The sequence below is a fragment of the Chromohalobacter marismortui genome, from assembly GCF_004364315.1.
Taxonomy (GTDB): domain Bacteria; phylum Pseudomonadota; class Gammaproteobacteria; order Pseudomonadales; family Halomonadaceae; genus Chromohalobacter; species Chromohalobacter marismortui.
This window is the reverse complement of sequence record NZ_SOBR01000003.1, coordinates 319,987-341,912: the sequence shown is the minus strand read 5'-3', so window position 1 is coordinate 341,912 and position 21,926 is coordinate 319,987. Positions and strand designations below refer to the sequence as shown.

Genomic DNA, 21,926 nt, shown 5'->3' with positions numbered 1-21,926 from the left:
TACGACCGCGCATGAAAAACCCCTACCGGGCAACCGGTAGGGGTTCGAGTCACGGGACAGGGCCCGGGAGTCGTCAGGCGGCGATTACATCATGCCGCCCATGCCTCCCATGCCGCCCATGTCCGGTGCGCCACCGCCGGCTTCTTTCTCGTCCGGATCGTCGGCGATCATGGCTTCGGTGGTGATCATCAAACCAGCCACGGAGCCTGCAGACTGCAATGCGCTGCGCGTGACCTTGGCCGGGTCGAGGACGCCCATGTCGAACAGATCGCCATACTCGCCGGTTTGAGCGTTGTAACCGTAGTTACCTTCGCCGGCCTTGATCTGATTGACGATGACGGACGCTTCCTGACCTGCGTTGGTCACGATCTGACGCAGCGGCGCTTCCATGGCGCGCAGGGCAATGGCGATGCCGTGGGTCTGATCTTCGTTGTCACCCTTGAGATTGGCGAGATTGCCAAGGATGCGGATCAGTGCGGTACCGCCACCAGGCACGACGCCTTCTTCGACCGCGGCGCGTGTGGAGTGCAGCGCGTCTTCGACACGTGCCTTTTTCTCCTTCATCTCGAACTCGGTAGCGGCACCCACGCGGATGACGGCAACGCCGCCCGCCAGCTTGGCGACACGCTCTTGGAGCTTCTCGCGATCGTAGTCGGAGCTGGTGTCCTCGATCTGGGCGCGGATCTGTGCGACGCGCGCTTCGATGTCGTTTTCGGCACCGGAACCATCGATGATGGTGGTGTTTTCCTTGGACATGGTGACGCGCTTGGCGCTACCCAGATGATCCAGGTTGGCTTGCTCAAGCGTCAGGCCGACTTCTTCGGAAATCACGGTACCACCGGTGAGGATGGCGATATCCTGAAGCATGGCCTTGCGACGGTCGCCGAAGCCGGGCGCCTTGGTCGCAGCCACCTTGACGATGCCGCGCATGGTGTTGACCACCAGGGTTGCCAGCGCTTCACCTTCGATGTCTTCGGCGATGATGCCCAGCGGCTTGCCGGATTTGGCAACCGCTTCCAACACCGGCAGCAGTTCGCGGATGTTGGAGATCTTCTTGTCGACCATCAGCAGGTACGGATCTTCCAGTTCCACCATCATGGTGTCCTGGTTGGTCACGAAGTAGGGCGACAGATAACCGCGATCGAACTGCATGCCTTCGACGACTTCCAGCTCGTCTTCGAAACCACGTCCTTCGTCGACGGTGATGACGCCTTCCTTGCCGACCTTCTGCATGGCATCGGCAATGATCTCGCCGATGCGCTTGTCGCCATTCGCGGAAATGGTGCCGACTTGCGCGATGGCCTTGGCATCGGTGCACGGCACGGAGAGCGACTGGATTTCCTTGACCGCGGCGTCGACGGCCTGGTCGATGCCACGCTTGAGATCCATCGGATTCATGCCGGCGGTGACGCCTTTCATGCCTTCGGTGACGATGGACTGAGCGAGCACGGTCGCCGTGGTGGTGCCGTCACCGGCCACGTCGGAGGTCTTGGAAGCAACTTCCTTGACCATCTGCGCACCCATGTTCTCGAACTTGTCCTTGAGCTCGATTTCCTTGGCGACGGAAACCCCGTCCTTGGTGACGGTGGGGGAGCCGAAGGATTTTTCCAGTACGACGTTACGCCCTTTGGGGCCGAGCGTGACCTTTACCGCGTCAGCCAGAACGTTAACACCGCGCGCCATGCGCTTACGGGCATCATCGGAGAATTTGATTTGTTTAGCTGCCATTTCTAGCTCTTCCCATTAATGGCGCGATCGAGTCGCGCAAACGTGAAACGAAAATGTGCCTAATGAGCGGTATGCGTTACTCGGCAACGGCCAGAATATCGCTTTCGCTCATGATCAAGACTTCTTCACCGTCGATCTTTTGCTTCTCGACGCCAAAGCCATCCTTGAAAATCACGGTGTCCCCCACCTTGACGTCCAGCGGGCGCACTTCACCACTCTCGAGAATGCGACCGTTGCCGACAGCCAGCACTTCACCGCGGGTCGGCTTCTCTTGAGCGTTACCCGGAAGCACGATGCCGCCAGCGGTCTTCTGCTCTTCTTCCACGCGACGGACGACGACGCGATCGTGCAAAGGACGGATTTTCATTGCTCACGTTCTCCTGATGGTTACATGGATCATAGGATAACCCCGTTGAGCCAAGCTCAAGGGTGAAGGCGGAGCCTTCTGTTTATAAGGCCGACGCATCAAGGCGTTACGGCCGAATCGTTTGTTAAGGGCTTGATTGGGTCGACGTATTCACTTTCAAGGGCCCTTGATGAAATTTTTCAATGCCGGGAATCGTCCTTCCCTATGTAGTCGCCTTCAATTGGTTGTTCGTTACTCGCCTGGTCGCCGTGTGAGGCCTTGTCATCACGTGGTGCATGCTCGTGCCAGTCACTGTCCGTGGTGCCTTCCCGTGTTCTTCCATCGGGGCCCATCGTGAAAATGCGACCGCGCCAGCCACCACGTTGTAGACCACGCCCCAACAGACGACGGCTGCTCGGGATCAGGCAAAGAAGTCCTACCCCATCCGACAGGAACCCCGGGGCGACCAACAATGCGCCGCCGAAGATGAGCGCGGCACCGGTGATCAACTCATCCGACGGAATCTCGCCCTGAGCGAACCGGGCCTGGGCGCGCTGCAGGGTTTGTACGCCCTCGCGTCGAATCAGGTGAAGGCCCAGTGCTCCGGACAGCAGGACGAGTGCCAAGGTCGGGAGCAGACCGATCTGCCCACCGATCGCGAATAGCACCACGAAATCGAGTAGCCCGAACAGCGTAATGAGAAGTAACAGTGGCATGGCGGCTCCGTATGATCGACTACTTGATAGATGGTGGCATGAGTGTGAATTGCAAGGGATGCGACGCGGTGATGCAAGCGTGTCGTGCATGGTGAATGGAGCCGTCATGCAGCGCATGCTAAGCTCTTCATGTTGCGGTGCACAAAAGTGGCCATGAGCTATCTGGCTCGTTTCTTGAACGTGGGAGGTATCGCCATGCAGCTCGAAGGGACAGTGGTGGGCATAACGGGCGGCGCCCGGGGACTGGGGCTGGCGATGGCGGCCGAACTCGGCGCACGGGGTGCGCGTATAGCATTGTTCGACCACCAGGCGGAGCCCCTGAATGAGGCACTCGCCTCGTTGAAGCACTGTCATGTTGAAGTGCACGCCTTTCTAATGGACGTGACCGATGAAGAGGCCGTGGCTCAAGCCTTCGCGCAGCAATACGCATCGCTGGGTCCGCTGGGGGTGTTGGTCAACAATGCGGGCGTCACTGACGATGGGCTACTGGTTAAAGGCAGCGCAGGCCGTGTCGAGAAGCGCATGACATTGCGACAGTGGCGTCAGGTGATCGACGTCAACCTGACCGGGGTGTTTCTGTGTGGCAGAGAAGGTGCAACGCAGATGGTCGAGGCGCAACGGGGAGGTGTCATCATCAATGTCTCGAGTATCTCGCGGGCGGGCAACATGGGGCAAGGCAATTACAGTGCCTCCAAAGCCGGCGTCGCCGCCTTGACGGTGACGTGGGCGAAGGAGCTGGCACGCCAGGGGATCCGGGTGGCGGCGGTGGCACCGGGGTTCATCGAGACCGAGATGACGGCCTCCATGCGTGCCGAAGTGCTCGAGAAAATCAGCAAGGGCATTCCCCTTGGACATTTGGGAAAGCCGGCGCATATCGCCGAGAGCGTTCGTTATATCGTGGAAAACGATTACTTCACGGGGCGGGTGCTGGAATGCGATGGCGGGTTGAGGATCTAAGCATCGTCGGAAAGACGCCCGCTGGGCAGCGACCCGGCGAGCGTCGTGGCGTGGGTGGCATCAGAACGTGACTTTCTCGTCCAGATCCTGCACCGTTCCTTCTCCGATTCCCTTGACGCGGGTCAAGTCCTCGAGTGATGCGTAAGGCCCATTCGCGTTGCGATCTTCGACGATGGCCTGCGCCTTGACGTCGCCGATGCCCGGTAGCGTGGCCAGTACCTCCGCCGGGGCCTGATTGATATCGACGGGCGTCGTGACATCTTCCTGGGCGACCGCGGCGGTGGTGACGCTCAGGGCGATGGCCAGGAGGGCATAGCTCAGCAGTTTCTTCATGGAATCACTCCTTTAGATACATCTTATTGAGTGTTTTACCATACCCAGAATCGCATGATTGAAATGTCATCCATTCATGACATCGTTTGTAAGTTAAAAACGACAAAATTAGCATCAATTAACTTGGCGTCGGCATTGGAAAGCCCTCCCGGCAAGGTGGCGTCAGATGGTGTAGGAAAGAGGGGGTGGGTATAATGCCGCCGCCCATCATATTGCTTGCAGGAGACATCATGCCGCGTCTTGATACGCCGTTGATCATCGCGCTCGACTACCCGCATCTTGATCAGGCGCTTGCCATGGCCGATCGGTTGGACCCCAGGCGTTGCAGGGTCAAGGTCGGCAAGGAATTATTTACACGCACCGGCCCGCAGGTGTTGGAGGCCTTGCATGCGCGTGGCTTCGAGGTGTTTCTGGACCTCAAGTTTCACGATATTCCCAATACGGTGGCGGGCGCCGTCGAGGCGGCGGCGGACCATGGCGTGTGGATGGTCAACGTCCACGCCAGTGGGGGCCGACGCATGATGGAGGCGGCCAGGGAGCGACTAGAGAAGCGCCAACTCACCACGCATCTGATCGCGGTCACGGTGCTCACCAGCATGGCGCATGAGGATCTCGTCGAAGTCGGTGTCGATGCCGAGCCGTTGCCTCAGGTCGAGCGTCTGGCCGCGCTTGCGCAACGCAGTGGCATGAGTGGGGTGGTGTGTTCCGCGCAGGAAACGGCGGCGTTACGCGCGCTTTGTGGCGATACGTTCATGAAAGTCACGCCGGGCATACGGCCGAGTGTCTCGAATGACGATGACCAGCGTCGTACTCAGACACCGGCACGCGCGCGGGAGGCGGGAAGTACGCACCTGGTGATCGGGCGGCCAGTGACGCAAGCGTCGGAGCCGATGAGTGCTTTGGCCGCTATCGAGCAAGAAATGTACCTTTAGCGGCTATTCACCTTCCAGCCCAATGATGGGTTTCGTGGTGCCCCAGCAATGACAGCGAGGGCACTGCCAATGCAGGTGGGTGCTACCGAAACCGCAGCGATGGCAACGGTGGCGAGGGCGTGCTGCGAGTAGCTTTTGGGTGTGCTGCTTGAGCAATAGAAGGCGCTCGCGGTCGCCATGGTCCTCACCGATCAGATAGAGATCCATGAGGTAGTCGACGCCGCGCAAGCTGGGGTGCGCTTGTAGCTGTTCACTGATGAGTTCGATGGCCGTTTCCTGACTGTCAGTACGCAGCCGAGACGCTGCCAGCATGATGACCACGCTGGTGTAGTGTGTTTCTTGCAGCTTCGCTTCCAGGAACGCAGACCATCCTGCTTCGTCCTCGAGCCGTCGATACGCCTCGTGCAGGGGCTCGAGTATGATGGGTAGAAAGCCGGGATCCTGCTCGGGGATACGGGTGAGATGACGAATGACCGCCTTGTAATGCCCCGTATCGCGTTCGAGTTCGGCGAGTAGCCAAGTGGCTCGAACACAACGCTCATCGATGGACAGCGCTTGACGCAGATGCTTGCGAGCCACGCTGGGACTCGCATTGTGTCGATCCTGTGAGGCAAGCTCGCAGAGCCAGTGGGCGGCCGCGCGCTTGATGTCGGCGTCTTGGCGAATGAGCTGTGGCGTGGCGACATCCAGTGCCTGTTGCCATTCCTTCTCTCGCTGCAGTAGATCGACGAGCAATCGCTTGGCGGCGTTGCGAAGCGCGTCGTCGGGAGACTCCTTCACCAAGGCTTGCAGCAGGCGTTCGGCGCGGTCGAGCAACCCCAGATTAAGAAAGTCCCGCGACAATTCCAGTTGCACGAGCCCCCCTTGATAAGGGGTTAGCGTCGGGCGTGCCAGAAGATTCTGATGGATCTTGACGGCACGATCGGCTTCGCCACGTGAACGGAAAAGGTTGCCCAGGGCAATGTGCGTTTCGATGGTGTCGCTGTTGACCTCGAGCGCTTGCACGAAGGTCTCGATGGCCTGATCCGGCTGCTCGTTCAGCAGGTGATTGAGCCCGATGAAGTAGTCTCTGGGCAATGAGACCTCAGGGGAGAGGTGTTCACGAGCGCGACGTCGCTCGCGACGCCCGAGCCACCAGCCGATGGCGATCGCCGCGACCAATAGGCCAAGCAGCAGTGGATCAAGCATTCAGGGCGCTTCCTTGAACTCCTGGGTACGTAGCCGATCCAGTTCCTTGCGCTGTTGTTGATTATGACGTTGGGCGCGCGTCAGGAGCGTGCGCAGCCGTAAATAGATACCGGTCATGGCCAGCATGCCGAGCAGCATGCCACAGGCCAGTGACAGCAATAGCCACAGTGCCAACGAGGCGGACGGCAACTCGATCCATATCAAATCAAGCGGGATGGCTTGTTGGTTATTGACGGCAAACAGGATGCCGAGTAATAGAACGACCAGCAAGATGATGGCCAGCACGACACCTTTAAACCAACGCATGGACAGGTTCCTTTTGCATGGAAGTATGACGCCCCGAGCTTCAGTAGCCGAGTGCGCGACTGGCATTGACCTGTTCGCGCAATTCCTTGCCGGGCTTGAAATGCGGTACGAATTTGCCCTGGAGGTCGACGGGGTCGCCGGTTTTGGGGTTGCGTCCGGTCCGGGGCTCTCGAAAGTGTAGGGAGAAGCTACCGAACCCGCGAATTTCGACACGCCCGCCACTGGAAAGTGAGTGGGTGATGTCTTCGAGGATGAGCTTGACTGCTGCCTCGACCTCCTTGGCCGATAGCTCGGGCTGCCGAATGGCAATCTGTTCAATCAACTCGGATTTGGTCATTGAATGTCTCCAAGCGACTTTGCCGCTTCTTTGCTCATGGCAGTAAAGCGACCACGGTATTGTTGTGCTTTCAGCATACTGCCCAAACCTCGATAAAACAACGCACTAGCACATTGCAAGTCAACCTTGTCCGGTTTTGAAGCACGTGGGTAAACGATGTGTGTAACCAAGTCCTCGGGTATACTCGTCGTCTATTCATGTCATGACAGCGCTTGGGAGTCTCCATGCAGGACGATGCAACCATCAAACGGCTTTATTGGCACTCGCGGCGTGGCATGTGGGAGCTGGATCTACTCCTGATCCCGTTTCTAGAGCATCGTTATCCGCAGCTCGATGAGGCGGACAAGGTCCGCTATCAGGCGTTGATCGATCAAGAGGACCAGGACCTCTTCATCTGGTTGATGCGCCGTGAATGGCCTGCCGACGCCGAGTTGCGGCGTATCGTGCAAATGATCGTCGATTATGCTGAAACCACTTCCAACGATCAGTTTCGGACCCTCTAGACTGGCACTGGCCGCGCATGTGCTGCTGTGGGGAGGCGTGAGCGGTGTGGTGCTTGCCCTGGGGCCCGCTTGGCTGAAGTTGGCGGTATCGCTGAGCGGTGCCGTGCTGCTGGGCTACTGGTGGCGTGGCCAACAGCACTGGGAATTGCGGGAGCGCGTCGACGGAGAACAGACGACATGGCAATGGCGCAAGGTCTCGGGGCAGTGGCAGAACGTCGTGCCGAGACCTCTGCGTATTGGGGCGTGGTTGATCGGGCTGCGACTCGGGCGTCGCGTCATCTGGCTGTGGCCGGACAGCGCAGATCGCGTTTCGCGTCGGCTGTTTCGAGTACGGCTGCTGGCGACGATGCCACTGGAGCGGCGCTGACGCGCTTCGTCCGCGCGCCGCGTCGGTTAGTGCGAGCGGGTATCTTCCTCGCTGCGTGGTGCATCGTCGCCCCGCGATGCATCCAGCGGCATGGCCAGACGGTCGCGAATCAAGGTATGGCGTGAGGCGCGGCGCCGCAAGCGTGCGCTGGGCAGTCGGTCGAGCGTCTGCAAGGTGTCGATGAGCGCCTGCGTGAGCCGAGCCAGCTCACGATTGAGCCACAGGTAGCCGCTCGGGCTGAACAAGGCGCGGTCGTTTTCGCCGCGCGCCCCCAGCGTGGGCTGTGCATGACGCTGCAGGTCGAAAGCGGCCACCGTGATGTCGATGGACTGCCCCGTGCGCACCTGGAAGGCCAGGCTGCCTAGTGCACGTGCCAGGCGGTGCTGTTCATCGCGCAAGCCATCCAGTTCGGCGATGATGTCGTGACCGGCGCGTGTGGCCCAGTGTGTTTCCAGGAGCAGTTCGGTCGTCGACAGCATGCGTCGCTCCAGTGACAGAATGCGTTCCAGGTCGTCGCGATGCAGGCGGCGCTCGCTGTGAATGGCATCCACCAGGCCACGCTGCTTGACCAGTTGGTCCGTGGTGCGCTTGAGTAACCGGCGTGTGTCGACGTCATCGTGCTGTGTCGCATTGGTATGCGCATGGTACAAGCGTGCCAGTTTGTCGAGGTTGTCGGCGAGCAGGAAACGCAATAGATCGGTGGCTTTCTGAGGCAGGATGAACAGGGTGGCGAGGATGCCGATGCTCGTCCCGATCAGCACATCGAAGGCGCGCCACAGCGCGATCCCCAAATCCTGGTGGCCGTCACCCACTACCATCAACAATGTCACGCCGAACATCAGCGCACTGTAGCCATAGCGCGTGGCGAACGTGGTGTGCGTGGCGACCGCGATGCCGATCAGGGTCCAGGCGGGTACCACCCACGGCGCTGGTGCGGGAATCAGCATCAGCAAGATGCCCCAGATGGCCCCGAGCACCGTGCCCAGCAGACGTTGTCCCCCTTTGTCGATGACACCGCCGATATGCGGCAGATTGCCCATCACCATCATGGTGCTGACCAGTGCCCAACTGCCATGGGGTATTTGCAGGGTGAGAATGACGATGAAGGTAATGGCCAGCGCTAACGAGGTACGCAGGACATGCAGTCGATGGCGGTAGCGGTAGATGAAGTACGGATCACGTAGACGAGTGGGCGCCATCGCTCTCATGAGGCTCCGTGCCGGCGTCCGGTCGACGCGTTAGCTTGAGCGCGTGCCAATGTGGCCGCATGCACCATGCTTGCCGTCCACAAGGCCAATAGCAGCAGTAACCAGATGAAGCCCAGCCAGCGAACAGGGATCATCATCAGCGCGAGCAACGCGATGAAGCCGATCATCCATAGCGCGGCCCAGCTCCATTGGCGTAGGAATAGATGACCCAGGCCCGGCAGCAGAAAGGCCAGCAGCAATGTGATGAAGAGGCGATGGCGCATGGCGTTTCCCTTTGTCGTGATCCGAGTATTCATGGTGGTGTGTTGAGATACAGCGTCGCGAGTGCCGGCATGCTCTGTTGGCCTGGCTCATCGGTCAGGCCCTTTTTTGCGCGTGGTGGTGCGTTGAGAACGTTTTGCAGTGCGTCGCCGCGCGTTTTTGGGCTTGGCGTGTGTCGAGCGTGAGGGTTCGGGGCCCCCGTGGGTGGCCAACGCCTGACGCATGCGCTCGGCATCCGCCTGACTCAGTAGTTGTCGGACGTCGCCGACCAGCGTGTCCAGGAACGCCGTGGCGTCGGCATTGCCCTCGGCGATCTCGGCCAGGCGCTGCTCCCAGAGCGCCGTACGCTCGGGGCGTGTGGCGGTGTCCGGCAAGGCTTGAACAAGTGCGCGTCCAGGCCGCGTGGCACGCAGCGCGCCCTGTTGGCGAATCACGTAACCGCGCGTGATGAGCGTCTCCAGAATCCCGGCGCGTGTCGCCTCGGTGCCTAGACCATCGGTATCCCGCAGGGTCCGGCGTACTGCTTCATCGTCGACGTAGCGAGCGATGTTCATCATCGCCTTGATCAGGCTGGCGTCGGAGAACGGTTCCGGCGGGCGTGTCTGACGGTCTTCCACGGCGCACTCCCGGACCTTGCCGGCCTCGCCTTCGCGCAACGCGGGCAGTGCCGGTGCTTCATCACGTGTTGTGAAGAGCGGCTTCCACCCGGGCACGAGTATCTCGCGGCCTTGGGCGCGAAAGCACTCGCCGAGGATCGAAAACTCGGCCTTGACGTCACGCGTTTCCAGCGGTGGGTAGAATTGCGCCAGGACATTGCGCGCGATCAGCCGGAAGACGTTGGCCTCGTCATGGGACAGGCGGGCGGCGTCGAACGGGCGCCCGGTGGGCGCCAGCGCGTGGTGAGCGCCGACCTGCTTGTCGTTCCAGGCGCGTGAGCGGCGACTGAAGTCGGCGCCGCTTAGCCATTCAGCGAGTGTTTCGTCAGTGGCACAGGCCGCAGAGAGTAGCTTTTTCGCGGCGGCGAAATGGCCCTCGGGCAGGTACCGACAATCCGAGCGTGGGTAGGTGATGAGCTGATGGCGTTCGTAGAGCGCCTGGCAGATATCCAGCACCCGCTTGGCCGATAGCTTGTAGCGGCGCGCGGCATCGACCTGCAATGCCGATAGCGAATACGGCAGCGGCGCCGTCTGGGACTTTTTCTTGCTTTGCAGAGCGCTCAAGTGCCCCTCGGCACCGGGCAGACGGGCTGCCAATGCCTCGGCCGGCTCGCGCGTCAACAGCCGCCCCTGGTCATCGAGCGGATGCGGCGCTTGCGGCTGCCACCAGGCGCGTAGCATGCCGTGCTCGACGCCCAGGTCCGCCCACAGGGTATAGAAGGGACGCGGAACGAAACGCTCGATCTCAAGGTCACGGCGCACGATGAGCCCCAATACGGGCGTCTGCACGCGGCCCACCGAGAGCACGTCGGAGTAGCCGGCGTGGCGGCCGGTCAAGGTCCAGGCGCGTGACAGGTTGATGCCATACAGCCAATCGGCGCGCGAACGTGTCTCGGCGGCTTCGAAAAGCGATTGATAGCGCGCGTTGTCCTCCATGTGGCGCAGTGCCCGTTGCACGGCGGGGCGGTTGAGGTCGCTGATCAACAAGCGCGACATCGGGCCGCGCCAGCCGAGTCGTTCGATGACGCGTTGCACCAGCAGTTGGCCTTCGCGGTCCGGATCACCGGCGTGCACGACACTGTCGGCGCGCTTGAGCAGCTTGCGAATCACGGCCAACTGCGCCCGCGCCTTGGCGCGCGGTATGAGCTGCCATTGCTGGGGCACGATGGGCAGATCGTCGAGGCGCCATTGCTGATAGCGGGCATCGTAGGCGTCGGGTGGCGCCTGTTCGAGGAGGTGCCCGACGCACCAGCTGATACAGGTCTCTTCGCATTCGAGATACCCGTCCTGGCGTTGCGTCTTGGCGGGCAATGCGTCGGCGATGGCGCGTGCCAGACTGGGCTTTTCGGCGACGATCAAGCGCATGACGTTAGGTGATCCAGCATGAACATGGCGCTTATTCTGCCACGTTCACGCTGGGGCGTGGGGCGAATTGGGGCTGAACCTGGACTAGCGGCGTCCGAAGAGACGTCGTGCACGCACCAAGGCACGATACCAAGTACGATGGGGGGTGCCCACGGCAGGCGGCCGATGGCTGAGGAAGCTGACATTACGCGCGTCGCTGCGCCCTGCCAGATTGAGGTTGGAAAGCATCTGCAACGTGCTGTCGCGGGCGCCGTACTGGCGCTTGAGGAACTCGATGGCCGCCGGTTCGAGCTCGACGCGGTAGTGACGCACCAGCGCCAACGCCAGCGACTCGGCCGCGCGCGATAACTCGGTATCCACTTCGCGCACCATGGACGCCCCTAGTGCGGCCTTGGCGGCCGCCGAGAGGTTGGGTTCGATCTGGCCGAAGTCGGCGGCATTGGAGCTGTTGATGGCGCGCTGCGTGGCGGGTTGCGAGAGTCCCACGTGAGGTTCGAGCGCGAGGAAGATCTCGATCGCCAGGCGCTTGGCGGCATCCACGCCGACGCCCAGTTGGGTCTCGCGATGCGCGCCACGCCACACGTCATGATGGCGTGACGTGATACCCGTCTGGTTCAGGTAGCGGGCGAGATGCTTGCAGACCCGCGCCTTGGCTTCATCATCCAGCGCGATGGCGCGTTCGCGGATGCGCAGCCCGCGTCGCCCGGGGCCCAGCCGCAAGCGTGTCGTGTCGTCTGACAGGCTGGCGGTAATGCGCTCCCAGCGTTCCACCGACTTGAGCAACTGGGCATGACTGCGGCCCACTTGCTCGTAGGCGCTGGAGACACTCTTGTACAGCTGGATGGCGTTGGCCAGGATATCCGACTTGGTGCGCAATGCGCGCTTGCGATCTTCCTGACCCGCTTCCACCGCCTGGGCGAGGTGCACGATCTGCTCGGCCAGTGCGTCCATCGCTTGCACCGAGCGTTCCAGCAACAGTTCGGCGCGCAGCCCCGAGGCGCTATCCTCGACCAGGGTGCCGGATTGTTCGGCGAGATAGACGTTGAGTGCCTTCAGGCGCGACAGGCCGGTCGCCTGAGCGATGCGCTGGCGTGCGCGTGCTTCTTCCAGATTGTCGAACGCCTGGGCGAGACGCCAGCGGCCACGGTATTCGAACGACAGCACTGGAATCTTGCGCCCGCTGATCAACTCGAATGCCAGAATCACCATTTCCTCGACGTCCTGGAGGGTCATCAGCAGGTCATTGTCCTGCTCGATGGCCGCCATGACGCGCTCGATGAAGTTTTCGTCGCGTGGTACGCCTTGGTGAAGGTCGGGAGCACGCCCCTCGAAGCGCTCACGCAACAGGTGCGTGGCGATGGGCGCGATATCGTAGAGAGCGTTGAACTGAGGCTCCAGGGTATCGCGATATTGCGTGACGAGGTCACGGATGCGGGCATGCAAGCCGACCCGACGATAGACGTCGATCTGACCGATGAGGCGCGCGCTATCGCGGTCGTCGAGCAGTTCGATGGCGGCCAGCTCGACGCCCTCCGGCGAGAGGTCGTGCTTGCGCAGCAGCATGGCGGCGGCCTCGCGGCGTCGGGCATCTCCCTCGAGGCTTTCGACGATCAGGTCGCGGGTGACCAGCAGCAGCTCGGGCAATGTCTTGATGACCTGCTCGATCTGCCCGGAAGTCTTCTCGGCCTTGCGGCCTTGCGTGAGATGATAGCCGAGGTTGGCCAGGATGCCCGCGGCGCCAGTAATGACCGTGTAGGAAATGAAGAAAACGTAGTTTTCAGTGGTCGGCGCTTTGCCGTATCCGAGTAGATAGCCGCCCCAGGCGCCGAGCAGAGTGACGGGGCCGGCCGTCCATAGGATCTGCATCAGACTCACCGACCAGGGAACCTTGTCGACGGCTGCGGTGATGCGCCGAATTTCATTGCGCCCTTCGCGCTCGAGGCGTACCTGCGAGGTTTCTTGAGAGGGCGAGGACTTGCGCTGAAACGGCAACGGCAGGAGCACGATGACATCCCTTGATATGGCGGGGTTCGGACAGTCGGCGACAATACCCGAAAAGCGCCGCTGGTGCACCCAGTGGTGCAATGGATGAGGGTGGCTTATCGGGCATGCTAGAATAAGGCGATTTTTCAGGAGGGTCGCGATGCTGGCCGCATGGGTGGAACAATTGCTGGGGTACGCCAGCGGCGCGTTGAAGGCAATACGCGACAATGAGCATTATCCGGCGCTGATGACGTGGGCGCGTGATGAAGGCGCGGTACGCGTCGGTGGTGATTTGAGCATGGCGCAGGCCCTGGCGCCCCAGCTGTGGAATCAGACACCGCTGGTGCGACTCGATTTCGAGCCCGAGCCTCTGGCCTGGCCGGGGCGCAACGAGCCTTGCTGGTGCGATTCCGGGCGCAAGACAAAGCAATGTTGTGGCGCGGTGACGTTGCCGGGCGCGATTCCGCCGCATCTGATGTGGATGCTGTCACTCAAGGAATGGACGGGCGAGACGCTCAAGGCCGCCTTGAAAAGCGGCAAGGCACCGGACCAGGCGTTGCTCGAGGCCGGCCTGATCGCGGCGGAAAGCGGTCAGCGTGGGCGCGCCCAGCAGATACTCGAAAGCCTTTTTTCCAGTGAACGTGACTGGTTGCGCCTTCCTGAGCAGGCCGAGCCGGCATTTGAAATCCTCGTCGACCTCTATCAGGCACGCGGTTTTCACCGCAAACGGGCGACGTTGCTCGATGCGGTGCTGGAGCGTGGCCCGACCTTCCTGCGTGGTGTGGCGCTCGAGCGTCTGTGCCTGATGCACCTCGACAGTGACGACTTGGCCAGTGCCCGGGAAGCCTTCGTCCGCGCTCAGCAAACGTTGCCCGACTCACCCACGCTGGCCTATATCGAGGCCATGCTGCTGTTGCATGAGGGGCATGCCGAAGAAGCCCGTGCCCGCGCACATTTCTGGTGGCGCCGTCTCTCCAAACGCGCCGACCTCGACGCCGATCAACTACAGTTTTTGGCCGATTTGGCCGCCAATCCCGAAGCGACCCTGGCCGAGCAGATGATCCACTCCGAAGACGATCTGGCCGAGCCGCTGGCGGCGCTTGCCACCTTGCTCGACACCCTGGAAGACCCGCCGCCGCTGCAGTTGGCATGGTCCTCGGAAGGGCGCCTGGAATATCATGCCACCGCTCGCGAGGATACCGCCTTCGCGGCATGGTTCGAGCATTTCAAAGTGGCCATCGACGCAGACGCGGCGCTGAGCTTCGAGGCGGATCCTTGGGAAAACGCCGGAGAATGGTTGCCTGCCTTGTGCGCGTATCCCGAGTGGCTGGGTGCGCCGGCGGTGATGCAGTCGCTGTGCCTGGCATTGACCAGCCGCTTCGGGAGCCTGCCCTGGATGGCGGAGAGCTTTTTTGCCCCGCTGGCGGATAGGTTCGAGGGGTGGCTTTCGCAACTCGAGGCACAGCAAGGCACCTTCGTGTGGGATGACGCCGACAATGCCATCCTGCTGCGCTGTGCCCTGGCGTTGATCGTGGGGATGGAGCGCGGTGCGCGTACGCGTTCGCGTCATCTCGCCGAGCGGGTGCTCAAGCTCGATGAAGAAGACGACCTGGGGTTGCGTGAGCTGGTGCTCGATCAATTGCTGCGTGAAGGGCGTGACGAGGAAGCGGCCGAGCTCAGCGGTAGCACCGATGAGGAGGAAATGATCGGCGTGACCATGGCCCGTGTGCTGGCCTTGTATCGCCTGTCACGTCGTGACGAGGCCGACGCCGTGTTGGCCGTTGCTCAGCAGGCCAATCCCTACCTGGTACCGATGCTGTGCGACGAGAAACCGACGCCGGTGGCGCTGGCGGTCGATGCGCCGGCGCCGGGGACGCGCGCCGAGGCGTGGCAGTATCGCCAGCTCATGCGCGATCAGTGGATGGCGACACCAGGGGCCATGGCGTGGCTGGATATCCACCGCCGATGATCCATCACGATGTCAGCGCTGGGGGCGCGTGAGCCAGAGCGCGAGCAGGACGGCGGGGATGCCCAAGGCTGCGCTGACGGTAAAGAAGCCCGTATACCCGAAGCCATCCACCACCAGCCCCGAGAAGCCACCGAGAAACTTTCCGGGTAGCGTCATCAGCGACGAGAACAAGGCGTACTGCGTCGCCGTGTAGGCACGTGAGGTCAGGCTCGAGAGAAAGGCGATGAAGACCGTGCTGGCCAACCCATTGGCCAAGTTGTCGCTCATGATGGTCAACACCAGCATGGGAAAGCTGTGCCCGGCGTTCGCCAAGGCCACGAACATCAGGTTGGTGACGGCAGCCGCCAGGGCGCCTGCCACCAACATCCTGCCCAATCCAAAACGCACCACGAGTAGTCCGCCGGCCACGCCACCGAGGATACTCATGGCGATACCGAATACCTTGGTCACATTGGCTATCTGGGAAAGGCTGAACCCCAGGTCGATATAGAGCGGGTTGGCCATTGCGGCCATGGCCAGATCGCTGATGCGGTAGAGGCCTATGAGCACCAGGAACCACAAGGCCGTGCGCCCATGCCGGGTAAAAAAGTCCGTGAAGGGGCAGACGATGGCCCCGATGACCCAGGCGCCAACGCGTCGCCGTGGCCGGGATGCATGCCGATACCGGTGTAGGAAGGCGCGCACGCGTGGCTCATGGGCGAGTTGGATGCCAAGCGTCGAACGCTGAGGTTCCGGCCTCACCAGGGTGGTGATCACGCCGACGCCGACGAGCGCGGCCATGCACGCGTAGGCGGCATGCCAGGAGACCGCATCGGCGACATAAAGCGCCCCTGCGCCGGCGGCGAGCAGTCCGCCGCGATAGCCGATGATGTAGGTAGAGGCCATGGCGGCCTGCACGTTTTCCTCGGCGGACTCGATGCGATAGGCATCGATGACGATATCCTGCGTCGCCGACCCGAACGCGACCAACAGGGCCAGACCGGCGATGGGGAGAAGATGTCCGGGGGGCGAAAGCGTGGCAAGGCCCAGCAACCCTGCGGCGATCGTCAACTGTGCACAGAGCATCCAGCTGCGGCGTTGACCGAGCCGTCGCCCCAGGCCGGGCAACGCGAAACGGTCGACGACCGGTGCCCAGATGATCTTGATCGAATAGAGGATGCCGATCCAGGAAAAGAACCCGATGGCGGCGATGTCCACCCCGGTGTCGCGCAGCCAAGCGGTGAGCGTCGAGAATACCAGCAGGAAGGGGAGACCGGCGGCGAAGCCGAGAAATAGCATGGTGATGACCGGTGCCTGCAGGTAGACCGCCAAGGCGTCGCGCCAGCGGCGATGTGCGACATCGTGAGTCATCGGTTCCTCCCGTGAGCGAGCCACCCGGTGCGGCTCGGACATGAATCCGGCACAATGCTAGACTGTTGCGTTTGCACGGTGACGTCCGGCGCCATCAGGCGCGCAGGTTGCGTACCGTGGCATACCCCGACGATGAAGGCTAGAGGACATGACCGATCAGCTCGATCCAAACGCGTCCGACGACGCGGCCGCCTGCCCTCGCTGGTACGTGGTGCAGTGCAAGGGCGGGGAGTCCTTTCGTGCCAGCGAACACCTGACCAATCAAGGCTATCGCGTCTTTCATCCGGTGCTCGAGGTGCAGAAGAAGCGCCGCAATAAGCTGGTCTGGATCGCCGAGCCTTTGTTTCCTCATTACTTGTTCATTCGTCTCGACCGGGTGGCCAGTAATTGGCGGCCCATCCGCTCCACGCGGGGGGTATTGAAGCTGGTCGCGTTCGGCGACGAGCCACTGCCCGTGCCGGATGCCCTGGTCGGGATGCTGGTTGCCCATGCCCAGCGCGACGAGACGATGCGCGAAGCGGGCAACGTCTACTTTCGCCCAGGGGAAATCGTCGAAATAACCGACGGGCCTTTTCAGGCGCTCAAAGCGGTGTTCGAGACTCAGAAGGGCGAAGAGCGCGCTATCGTTCTGCTCAACATGCTGCATCAGCAGCAGCGTCTCGAATTGCCAGTGGGCAATCTGCGCCGCATGACATGACACGTCGCTCAATGCTGTAACACCAGGAGGTTTCATGACCATCTCGCCGCAACATGTCGTTCGCCTGCATTATGTGTTGTGCGATTCGGCCGAACAGGTGCTCGACGACTCGCGGCGTCGTGAGGCGCCGCTGGAATACCTGCATGGCCACGCCAATATCCTGCCCGGCCTGGAAGCGGCATTGGCGGGGCTTTGCGGCGGCGATACACGCGACATCCATCTGGCGCCCGAGGAGGCTTATGGGGCGCATGAGCCCGATCTCGTGCAGACAGTGGCGCGTACGGCCTTTCCCGGCGTTGAAACGTTATCACCGGGCATGCGTTTTCAGGCCCAGGGGCCTGATGGGCCGCGGACGGTGACCTTGGTCGAGGCGGATGATACCCAGGTGACGGTGGATGCCAATCATCCGCTGGCAGGGCAGTCTCTGGTGTTTCGTGTCGACATTCTCGATGTCCGCCCGGCGAGGCGCGCGGAACTTGCCAAGGGGCATCCATTGGCGGCGGACGTAGAGGCCTCCGAGGTCGAAGACCGCAAGCAATAAGGGGGAATGTCGGCCGCATGTTACGCCGGTGGGAGCCGTTCCAGTCGGCGCAGGAAGACATCGATGGGTTCGGGGCGTGCCAGATAGTAGCCTTGCAAGAAATCGATGCCGCGGGCACGTAGATAGTCTTGCTGCATCGCATTTTCTACGCCTTCAGCGACCACTCGGAGTTCCAGCGCCTTGCCAAGGGCGATGATCGAGCGCACCAAGGGGGCATCGCGGCGGGAAGTGATGGCATCGACGAAGACCTTGTCGATCTTGATTTCGTCAACGCGGAAATCCTGCAGATAACGCAGTGATGAGTAACCTGTCCCGAAGTCATCGAGCGCGAGGCGTACGCCGAGTTCACGGAGTGCATCGAGCCGAGCGGCGATCCCCGGGGTCACGAGTAGCGACTCGACGACTTCCAGGATCAGGCGTCGGGGGGCGAAGTCGTGGTGCTCGAGCAATTGCGTCAGATGCGTCATGAAAGCGTCGTCATGAAGCTGCTGTACCGAGACGTTGACCGAGAGCGACAGCCCACTGTCGTGCAGCGCGCCGCTGAGCAAGGCACAGGCCTGGTCGAGCACCCACTGTCCCATGGGGCGGATCAAGCCACTGTGTTCGGCTTCGGCAATGAAATCGCCGGGTGCCAGTAGCCCGTCACGTGGGTGCTGCCAACGCAGCAGCACCTCGGCGCCGGCCAGATGGCCGGCAGGATCGAACTGTCCCTGGAGGTAAAGGCGAAACTGGTGCTCGTCGAGCGCCGTGCGCAATTCCTGTTCCAGGCGATTGAGGCGCTGCTCCCAGTCGCTCAACTGACTGGTGTAGAACGTCAGGTGGGGCGGTGGCGCCTCGCGGGCATGTTGCACCGCGACCTCGGCGCGCTGCAATAGCGACTCGATATCCTGGGCATCGAACGGGTGGCGTGCCACGCCGATATTGAATCGCAACGGGCGGGGCGTGCCGAAGATGCGCCAGTTATTGTCGCCCAACGAGAGAAGTCGCTCCAGGCAGAAGCGGCGCAGCGACTCATCCGTTTGCTCCGGAATGGCGATCAGCAGGCGATTGGCCGGAAGACGTCCGATATGAATGCTGCCGTGCAACTCGGTCAGGCGTTCCTTGAGCGTCTCGGCCACCTGGCGAATCGCTTCATCGCCGGCTTGCTGACCGTGCGTCTCGTTGATATGGCCGAGGCCGCCCAGCCGTAGCACCAGCAGGTGGAATGGGGCGTCGCTTTGGGTCAGCGCCGTCAAGCGCTCGAGGAGGCCTCTCAGGGTTGCCAGTCCCGAGACTTCGTCGTAGTGGAGCTGGCGATGCAGGACATGCTCCACTTCGCGACGCCGCAGGGATTCTGAAAATTGGGAGAGCAATCCCGCCAGCCCCATCAGGGTGGTGATCTCGTCGCCATGCCATTCGCGTGGCGACGTCGCCTCACAACAGATGGCGCCCCGCAGTTCGCCGCCGATGAAGATACCCACGTCCAGCATGGCGTGGATATGATTGTCGCGCAGATAAGGCAGCAGGCCGCTGAGGCGTTCGTCATGTTGGGCGTCGGGCGTGACCAGGCAAGGATGCTGCGACAGCGACGCGATATAGTCATCCAGGCCATTGGGTGCCAATCTGACGCCGTTGAGTGCGTCGATGCGCGACATGCGGCAGATCAGGGCGCGATCCTCGTCGAGAAACCATAGACTGACACGCTCCGTGTTCAGAATTTCGGCGCTGGTATCGAGCAAGGTTTGCAAGAAGGTGTCTTCATCGAGGTCGCGTTGCAGCAGTTCACGCATCCGGCGCCAGGCTTCCTGCTGATCGGTCTGGCGTCGTTGTGCCTGCAGCATGATTTCCCATTGTGCGATGTTGTAGCGGGTTTGCCGTACCGTATGTCGCAGCAATAGCGCGCCCAGCAACATCACCATCATGGTGATCGCTAGCGGCCAGGACAGGCGTTGCTCCAGAAGCAGCGACCCCATGAGTGCGCTCCCGCTGCCTATCGCGAAAAGACGGAAAAGCACGTTGTTGCGGCGCTGTTGGTGACGCAAACGCTGCAATTGGTTGGCAGTATCGAGCGTCATTCGGTACACCGAAGATCGTCGAAACAAAGATGAGTCGTCATGCGCCATCCTGCGCCATGTCGAAAGTACCCCGACGTGTTGGTGTTCAGACGTCGTATGGAATTGGGCGATCCTCGTTATGGGGTGCGCATGGTCACGCTCACGCGCTTGCCGAGCCACGTTGCGGCGGATCTCTGGTCAATAGTGGCAGTGAATGCGAGCGCGGGAAAGAGCGGGGCATGCTGTAAAAGCCATGCCCCAGCGTGGTTCAGGTCGTCAGGTGTTGACGCAGGAAGGTCAGGATCGTGTCGACGGGCACCATGGTCACCTCGCTATCGCGGCGCCCCTTGTATTCCAGCTCACCGTTATCGAGGCTGCGCTCACCGATCACGATACGGTGCGGAATCCCGGTGAGTTCTTGATCGGCGAATTTGACGCCCGGGCGCAAGTCACGATCATCGATCAGAACGTCGATCCCGGCGTCGCTCAACTGCTGATAGAGCGTGTCGGCATATTCGCGAACGCGCTCGGACTTGTGGGCGTTCATGGGGATCAGTGTGACTTCGAAGGGGGCGATGGCATTCGGCCAGATGATGCCGCCGGCGTCGTGATTCTGTTCGATGGCGGCGGCGACCACGCGTGTCACGCCGATGCCGTAGCAGCCCATCAGCAACGGCATTGCCTGGCCATTGTCGTCGAGCACGGTGGCGTTCATCGCCGTGGAATACTTGGTCCCCAGCTGGAAGACATGGCCGACCTCGATGCCGCGGGCGATGGACAGCGTGCCCTGGCCGTCCGGCGAGGGATCGCCTTCGACCACGTTGCGCAGGTCGGCTATCTTGGGCAGGGCGACATCGCGCTCCCAGTTGATCCCGAAATAGTGTTGGCCGTCGATGTTGGCACCGGCGCCGAAATCGCTCATCAGCGCCACGCTGCGATCGATGATCAGCGGCATCTCCAGGTTGACGGGGCCCAGCGAGCCGGGGCCGGCGCCCACCGCCTGGCGAATTTCCGCTTCACTGGCCATGGTCAGGGGGGCGGCGACTTCGGGCAGGTTCTCGGCCTTGACCTCGTTGAGCTCGTGATCGCCGCGCACCAGCAGCGCGATCAGGCCGCCCTCGGCGGCATGCACCATCAGCGTCTTGATGGTCTTCTCGATGGGCAGGCCGTGCTGTTCGACCAAGGTGGCGATGGTACGCGCATTCGGCGTGTCGACCAGGCGCAACGTCTCCTGGGGGGCGGGGCGCTCGGGAGTCTCGCCCAGTGGCGCCGGAAGTGCCTCGGCTTTTTCCATGTTGGCCGCGTAGTCGGACGACGTGGAGAAGATCACCGCGTCCTCGCCGGAATCGGCCAGCACCTGAAACTCGTGGGAGCCGGTGCCGCCGATGTCGCCGTTGTCGGCCTCGACGGCGCGGAAATCCAGCCCCAGGCGCGTGAAGATGCGCATGTAGGCGTCGTACATGGCATCGTAGGAGCGTTGCAGGCCAGCCTGGTCGATATCGAAGGAGTAGGCATCCTTCATGATGAACTCGCGGGCGCGCATGACCCCGAAACGCGGGCGCGTTTCGTCGCGGAATTTGGTCTGGATCTGGTAGAAGTTGGCGGGCAACTGCTTGTACGAGCGTATTTCGTTACGCACCAGGTCAGTGATCACTTCCTCGTGCGTCGGGCCATAGCAGAAGTCGCGGTCGTGGCGATCGCGAATGCGCAACAGCAGATTGCCGTATTGATCCCAGCGACCGGACTCCTGCCACAGCTCCGCCGGTTGAATGGCGGGCATCAGCACTTCTTGGGCGCCGGCGCGGTTCATTTCCTCGCGCACGATGTTCTCGACCTTGCGAAGCGTGCGCAGCCCCAAGGGTAGCCAAGTATAGAGTCCCGAACTCAGGCGACGAATCATGCCCGCACGCAGCATCAACTGATGGCTGACGATGTCAGCGTCGGCGGGGGTTTCCTTGAGGGTGGAGAGCAACAATTGACTGGCACGCATGGACAAGCGGTTCCTTGGAGTCGAGGCCTAACATCGCGTCGCTCAAAAGCGGCGCAGCAAATGAGGCTATTGTACGGTCAAGGCGTTGACGCGGCAAAAGCGATGCATGCGGGGACGTCCTGGCGCGAGGGGGCGAAGGAACGCCTCGTGGGAGAGCAGG

Annotated in this window: 21 protein-coding genes; 7 read left to right on the top strand and 14 right to left on the bottom strand. The window is 61.8% G+C overall.

What is annotated here, in order from left to right:
- Positions 1 to 84: 84 nt before the first annotated feature.
- From groL to C8E00_RS08180, 3 genes are all read right to left on the bottom strand, one after another.
- Positions 85 to 1,728: a chaperonin GroEL gene (gene groL / locus C8E00_RS08190; protein ID WP_133696740.1), complete on the bottom strand. Its 1,644-nt coding sequence runs from the start codon at positions 1,726 to 1,728 to the stop codon at positions 85 to 87.
- Positions 1,729 to 1,804: 76 nt separating this feature from the next.
- Positions 1,805 to 2,095: a co-chaperone GroES gene (locus C8E00_RS08185; protein ID WP_011507456.1), complete on the bottom strand. Its 291-nt coding sequence runs from the start codon at positions 2,093 to 2,095 to the stop codon at positions 1,805 to 1,807.
- A gap of 179 nt (positions 2,096 to 2,274) precedes the next feature.
- Positions 2,275 to 2,790: an FxsA family protein gene (locus tag C8E00_RS08180; RefSeq protein ID WP_133696738.1), complete on the bottom strand. Its 516-nt coding sequence runs from the start codon at positions 2,788 to 2,790 to the stop codon at positions 2,275 to 2,277.
- A gap of 195 nt (positions 2,791 to 2,985) precedes the next feature.
- Here C8E00_RS08180 and C8E00_RS08175 point away from each other — a divergent pair, with 195 nt between their 5' ends.
- A complete protein-coding gene (locus C8E00_RS08175; RefSeq protein WP_133697225.1) occupies positions 2,986 to 3,747 on the top strand; it encodes an SDR family oxidoreductase in 762 nt (253 codons plus the stop codon).
- Between the two features lie 60 nt (positions 3,748 to 3,807).
- On the opposite strand, the gene C8E00_RS08170 is transcribed toward C8E00_RS08175, so the two are convergent.
- Positions 3,808 to 4,080: a ComEA family DNA-binding protein gene (locus C8E00_RS08170; protein ID WP_133696735.1), complete on the bottom strand. Its 273-nt coding sequence runs from the start codon at positions 4,078 to 4,080 to the stop codon at positions 3,808 to 3,810.
- Between the two features lie 230 nt (positions 4,081 to 4,310).
- Between C8E00_RS08170 and pyrF the strand changes: the two genes are divergently transcribed.
- Positions 4,311 to 5,012: an orotidine-5'-phosphate decarboxylase gene (gene pyrF, locus C8E00_RS08165; protein ID WP_133696733.1), complete on the top strand. Its 702-nt coding sequence runs from the start codon at positions 4,311 to 4,313 to the stop codon at positions 5,010 to 5,012.
- A 3-nt stretch (positions 5,013 to 5,015) separates the two neighbouring features.
- Here pyrF and lapB read toward each other — a convergent pair whose 3' ends face one another.
- Genes lapB through C8E00_RS08150 form a run of 3 tightly spaced genes read right to left on the bottom strand, consistent with a single transcriptional unit; the run spans position 5,016 to position 6,903 of the window.
- Positions 5,016 to 6,200: a lipopolysaccharide assembly protein LapB gene (gene lapB, locus C8E00_RS08160; protein WP_133696730.1), complete on the bottom strand. Its 1,185-nt coding sequence runs from the start codon at positions 6,198 to 6,200 to the stop codon at positions 5,016 to 5,018.
- A complete protein-coding gene (locus C8E00_RS08155) occupies positions 6,201 to 6,506 on the bottom strand; it encodes a lipopolysaccharide assembly protein LapA domain-containing protein (RefSeq protein WP_133696728.1) in 306 nt (101 codons plus the stop codon).
- Positions 6,507 to 6,546: 40 nt separating this feature from the next.
- Positions 6,547 to 6,903, bottom strand: coding sequence for an integration host factor subunit beta (locus C8E00_RS08150; protein WP_341765848.1), 357 nt, complete (start codon positions 6,901 to 6,903; stop codon positions 6,547 to 6,549).
- Between the two features lie 164 nt (positions 6,904 to 7,067).
- Here C8E00_RS08150 and C8E00_RS08145 point away from each other — a divergent pair, with 164 nt between their 5' ends.
- Entirely contained in the window at positions 7,068 to 7,346 is a 279-nt protein-coding gene (locus C8E00_RS08145) for an FAD assembly factor SdhE (protein ID WP_133696724.1), read from the top strand.
- The gene (locus C8E00_RS08140; RefSeq protein WP_133696721.1) at positions 7,306 to 7,713 is read left to right on the top strand and encodes a hypothetical protein; all 408 of its coding nucleotides are present in this window, start codon (positions 7,306 to 7,308) and stop codon (positions 7,711 to 7,713) included. The genes C8E00_RS08145 and C8E00_RS08140 overlap by 41 nt, the downstream gene beginning before the upstream one ends.
- Before the next feature lie 26 nt (positions 7,714 to 7,739).
- Here the strand turns inward: C8E00_RS08140 and C8E00_RS08135 are convergent, their stop codons facing one another.
- The 4 genes from C8E00_RS08135 to C8E00_RS08120 all read right to left on the bottom strand — a co-directional run bounded on the left by C8E00_RS08135 (position 7,740) and on the right by C8E00_RS08120 (position 13,207).
- Positions 7,740 to 8,912, bottom strand: coding sequence for an FUSC family protein (locus tag C8E00_RS08135; protein WP_133696719.1), 1,173 nt, complete (start codon positions 8,910 to 8,912; stop codon positions 7,740 to 7,742).
- A 5-nt stretch (positions 8,913 to 8,917) separates the two neighbouring features.
- On the bottom strand, positions 8,918 to 9,184 hold the full coding sequence (locus C8E00_RS08130; protein ID WP_133696717.1) for a hypothetical protein: 267 nt from the start codon (positions 9,182 to 9,184) through the stop codon (positions 8,918 to 8,920).
- Between the two features lie 87 nt (positions 9,185 to 9,271).
- Positions 9,272 to 11,203, bottom strand: coding sequence for a DNA topoisomerase III (locus C8E00_RS08125; RefSeq protein WP_133696715.1), 1,932 nt, complete (start codon positions 11,201 to 11,203; stop codon positions 9,272 to 9,274).
- Between the two features lie 84 nt (positions 11,204 to 11,287).
- Entirely contained in the window at positions 11,288 to 13,207 is a 1,920-nt protein-coding gene (locus C8E00_RS08120; protein WP_133696713.1) for a hypothetical protein, read from the bottom strand.
- A 139-nt stretch (positions 13,208 to 13,346) separates the two neighbouring features.
- On the opposite strand from C8E00_RS08120, the gene C8E00_RS08115 reads away from it, so the two are divergent.
- Positions 13,347 to 15,155 carry an SEC-C metal-binding domain-containing protein gene (locus tag C8E00_RS08115; protein WP_133696711.1) on the top strand — a complete coding sequence of 603 codons (1,809 nt, stop codon included), beginning with the start codon at positions 13,347 to 13,349 and terminating at the stop codon, positions 15,153 to 15,155.
- Between the two features lie 12 nt (positions 15,156 to 15,167).
- Here C8E00_RS08115 and C8E00_RS08110 read toward each other — a convergent pair whose 3' ends face one another.
- Positions 15,168 to 16,505, bottom strand: coding sequence for an AmpG family muropeptide MFS transporter (locus C8E00_RS08110; protein WP_133696709.1), 1,338 nt, complete (start codon positions 16,503 to 16,505; stop codon positions 15,168 to 15,170).
- Positions 16,506 to 16,653: 148 nt separating this feature from the next.
- Here C8E00_RS08110 and rfaH point away from each other — a divergent pair, with 148 nt between their 5' ends.
- Positions 16,654 to 17,202: a transcription/translation regulatory transformer protein RfaH gene (rfaH, locus tag C8E00_RS08105; RefSeq protein ID WP_133696707.1), complete on the top strand. Its 549-nt coding sequence runs from the start codon at positions 16,654 to 16,656 to the stop codon at positions 17,200 to 17,202.
- A 34-nt stretch (positions 17,203 to 17,236) separates the two neighbouring features.
- A complete protein-coding gene (locus tag C8E00_RS08100) occupies positions 17,237 to 17,743 on the top strand; it encodes an FKBP-type peptidyl-prolyl cis-trans isomerase (RefSeq protein WP_133696705.1) in 507 nt (168 codons plus the stop codon).
- A 20-nt stretch (positions 17,744 to 17,763) separates the two neighbouring features.
- On the opposite strand, the gene C8E00_RS08095 is transcribed toward C8E00_RS08100, so the two are convergent.
- Together C8E00_RS08095 and C8E00_RS08090 are read right to left on the bottom strand one after the other, a co-directional pair.
- Positions 17,764 to 19,797: a putative bifunctional diguanylate cyclase/phosphodiesterase gene (locus tag C8E00_RS08095; protein WP_166638279.1), complete on the bottom strand. Its 2,034-nt coding sequence runs from the start codon at positions 19,795 to 19,797 to the stop codon at positions 17,764 to 17,766.
- Positions 19,798 to 20,044: 247 nt separating this feature from the next.
- Positions 20,045 to 21,766 carry a proline--tRNA ligase gene (locus C8E00_RS08090; RefSeq protein WP_133696700.1) on the bottom strand — a complete coding sequence of 574 codons (1,722 nt, stop codon included), beginning with the start codon at positions 21,764 to 21,766 and terminating at the stop codon, positions 20,045 to 20,047.
- Positions 21,767 to 21,926 lie beyond the last annotated feature (160 nt).

What these genes read in the sequence shown, in the direction of transcription:
- C8E00_RS08185 (WP_011507456.1), bottom strand. Translation starts at nt 2,095, where the DNA reads ATGAAAATCCGTCCTTTGCACGATCGCGTCGTCGTCCGTCGCGTGGAA.
- C8E00_RS08115 (WP_133696711.1), top strand. Translation starts at nt 13,347, where the DNA reads ATGCTGGCCGCATGGGTGGAACAATTGCTGGGGTACGCCAGCGGCGCG.
- C8E00_RS08090 (WP_133696700.1), bottom strand. Translation starts at nt 21,766, where the DNA reads ATGCGTGCCAGTCAATTGTTGCTCTCCACCCTCAAGGAAACCCCCGCC.
- C8E00_RS08095 (WP_166638279.1), bottom strand. Translation starts at nt 19,797, where the DNA reads ATGACGCTCGATACTGCCAACCAATTGCAGCGTTTGCGTCACCAACAG.
- C8E00_RS08140 (WP_133696721.1), top strand. Translation starts at nt 7,306, where the DNA reads ATGCTGAAACCACTTCCAACGATCAGTTTCGGACCCTCTAGACTGGCA.
- C8E00_RS08100 (WP_133696705.1), top strand. Translation starts at nt 17,237, where the DNA reads ATGACCATCTCGCCGCAACATGTCGTTCGCCTGCATTATGTGTTGTGC.
- pyrF (WP_133696733.1), top strand. Translation starts at nt 4,311, where the DNA reads ATGCCGCGTCTTGATACGCCGTTGATCATCGCGCTCGACTACCCGCAT.
- C8E00_RS08135 (WP_133696719.1), bottom strand. Translation starts at nt 8,912, where the DNA reads ATGGCGCCCACTCGTCTACGTGATCCGTACTTCATCTACCGCTACCGC.
- lapB (WP_133696730.1), bottom strand. Translation starts at nt 6,200, where the DNA reads ATGCTTGATCCACTGCTGCTTGGCCTATTGGTCGCGGCGATCGCCATC.
- C8E00_RS08125 (WP_133696715.1), bottom strand. Translation starts at nt 11,203, where the DNA reads ATGCGCTTGATCGTCGCCGAAAAGCCCAGTCTGGCACGCGCCATCGCC.
- C8E00_RS08145 (WP_133696724.1), top strand. Translation starts at nt 7,068, where the DNA reads ATGCAGGACGATGCAACCATCAAACGGCTTTATTGGCACTCGCGGCGT.
- C8E00_RS08155 (WP_133696728.1), bottom strand. Translation starts at nt 6,506, where the DNA reads ATGCGTTGGTTTAAAGGTGTCGTGCTGGCCATCATCTTGCTGGTCGTT.
- groL (WP_133696740.1), bottom strand. Translation starts at nt 1,728, where the DNA reads ATGGCAGCTAAACAAATCAAATTCTCCGATGATGCCCGTAAGCGCATG.
- C8E00_RS08180 (WP_133696738.1), bottom strand. Translation starts at nt 2,790, where the DNA reads ATGCCACTGTTACTTCTCATTACGCTGTTCGGGCTACTCGATTTCGTG.
- C8E00_RS08130 (WP_133696717.1), bottom strand. Translation starts at nt 9,184, where the DNA reads ATGCGCCATCGCCTCTTCATCACATTGCTGCTGGCCTTTCTGCTGCCG.
- C8E00_RS08170 (WP_133696735.1), bottom strand. Translation starts at nt 4,080, where the DNA reads ATGAAGAAACTGCTGAGCTATGCCCTCCTGGCCATCGCCCTGAGCGTC.
- rfaH (WP_133696707.1), top strand. Translation starts at nt 16,654, where the DNA reads ATGACCGATCAGCTCGATCCAAACGCGTCCGACGACGCGGCCGCCTGC.
- C8E00_RS08175 (WP_133697225.1), top strand. Translation starts at nt 2,986, where the DNA reads ATGCAGCTCGAAGGGACAGTGGTGGGCATAACGGGCGGCGCCCGGGGA.
- C8E00_RS08110 (WP_133696709.1), bottom strand. Translation starts at nt 16,505, where the DNA reads ATGACTCACGATGTCGCACATCGCCGCTGGCGCGACGCCTTGGCGGTC.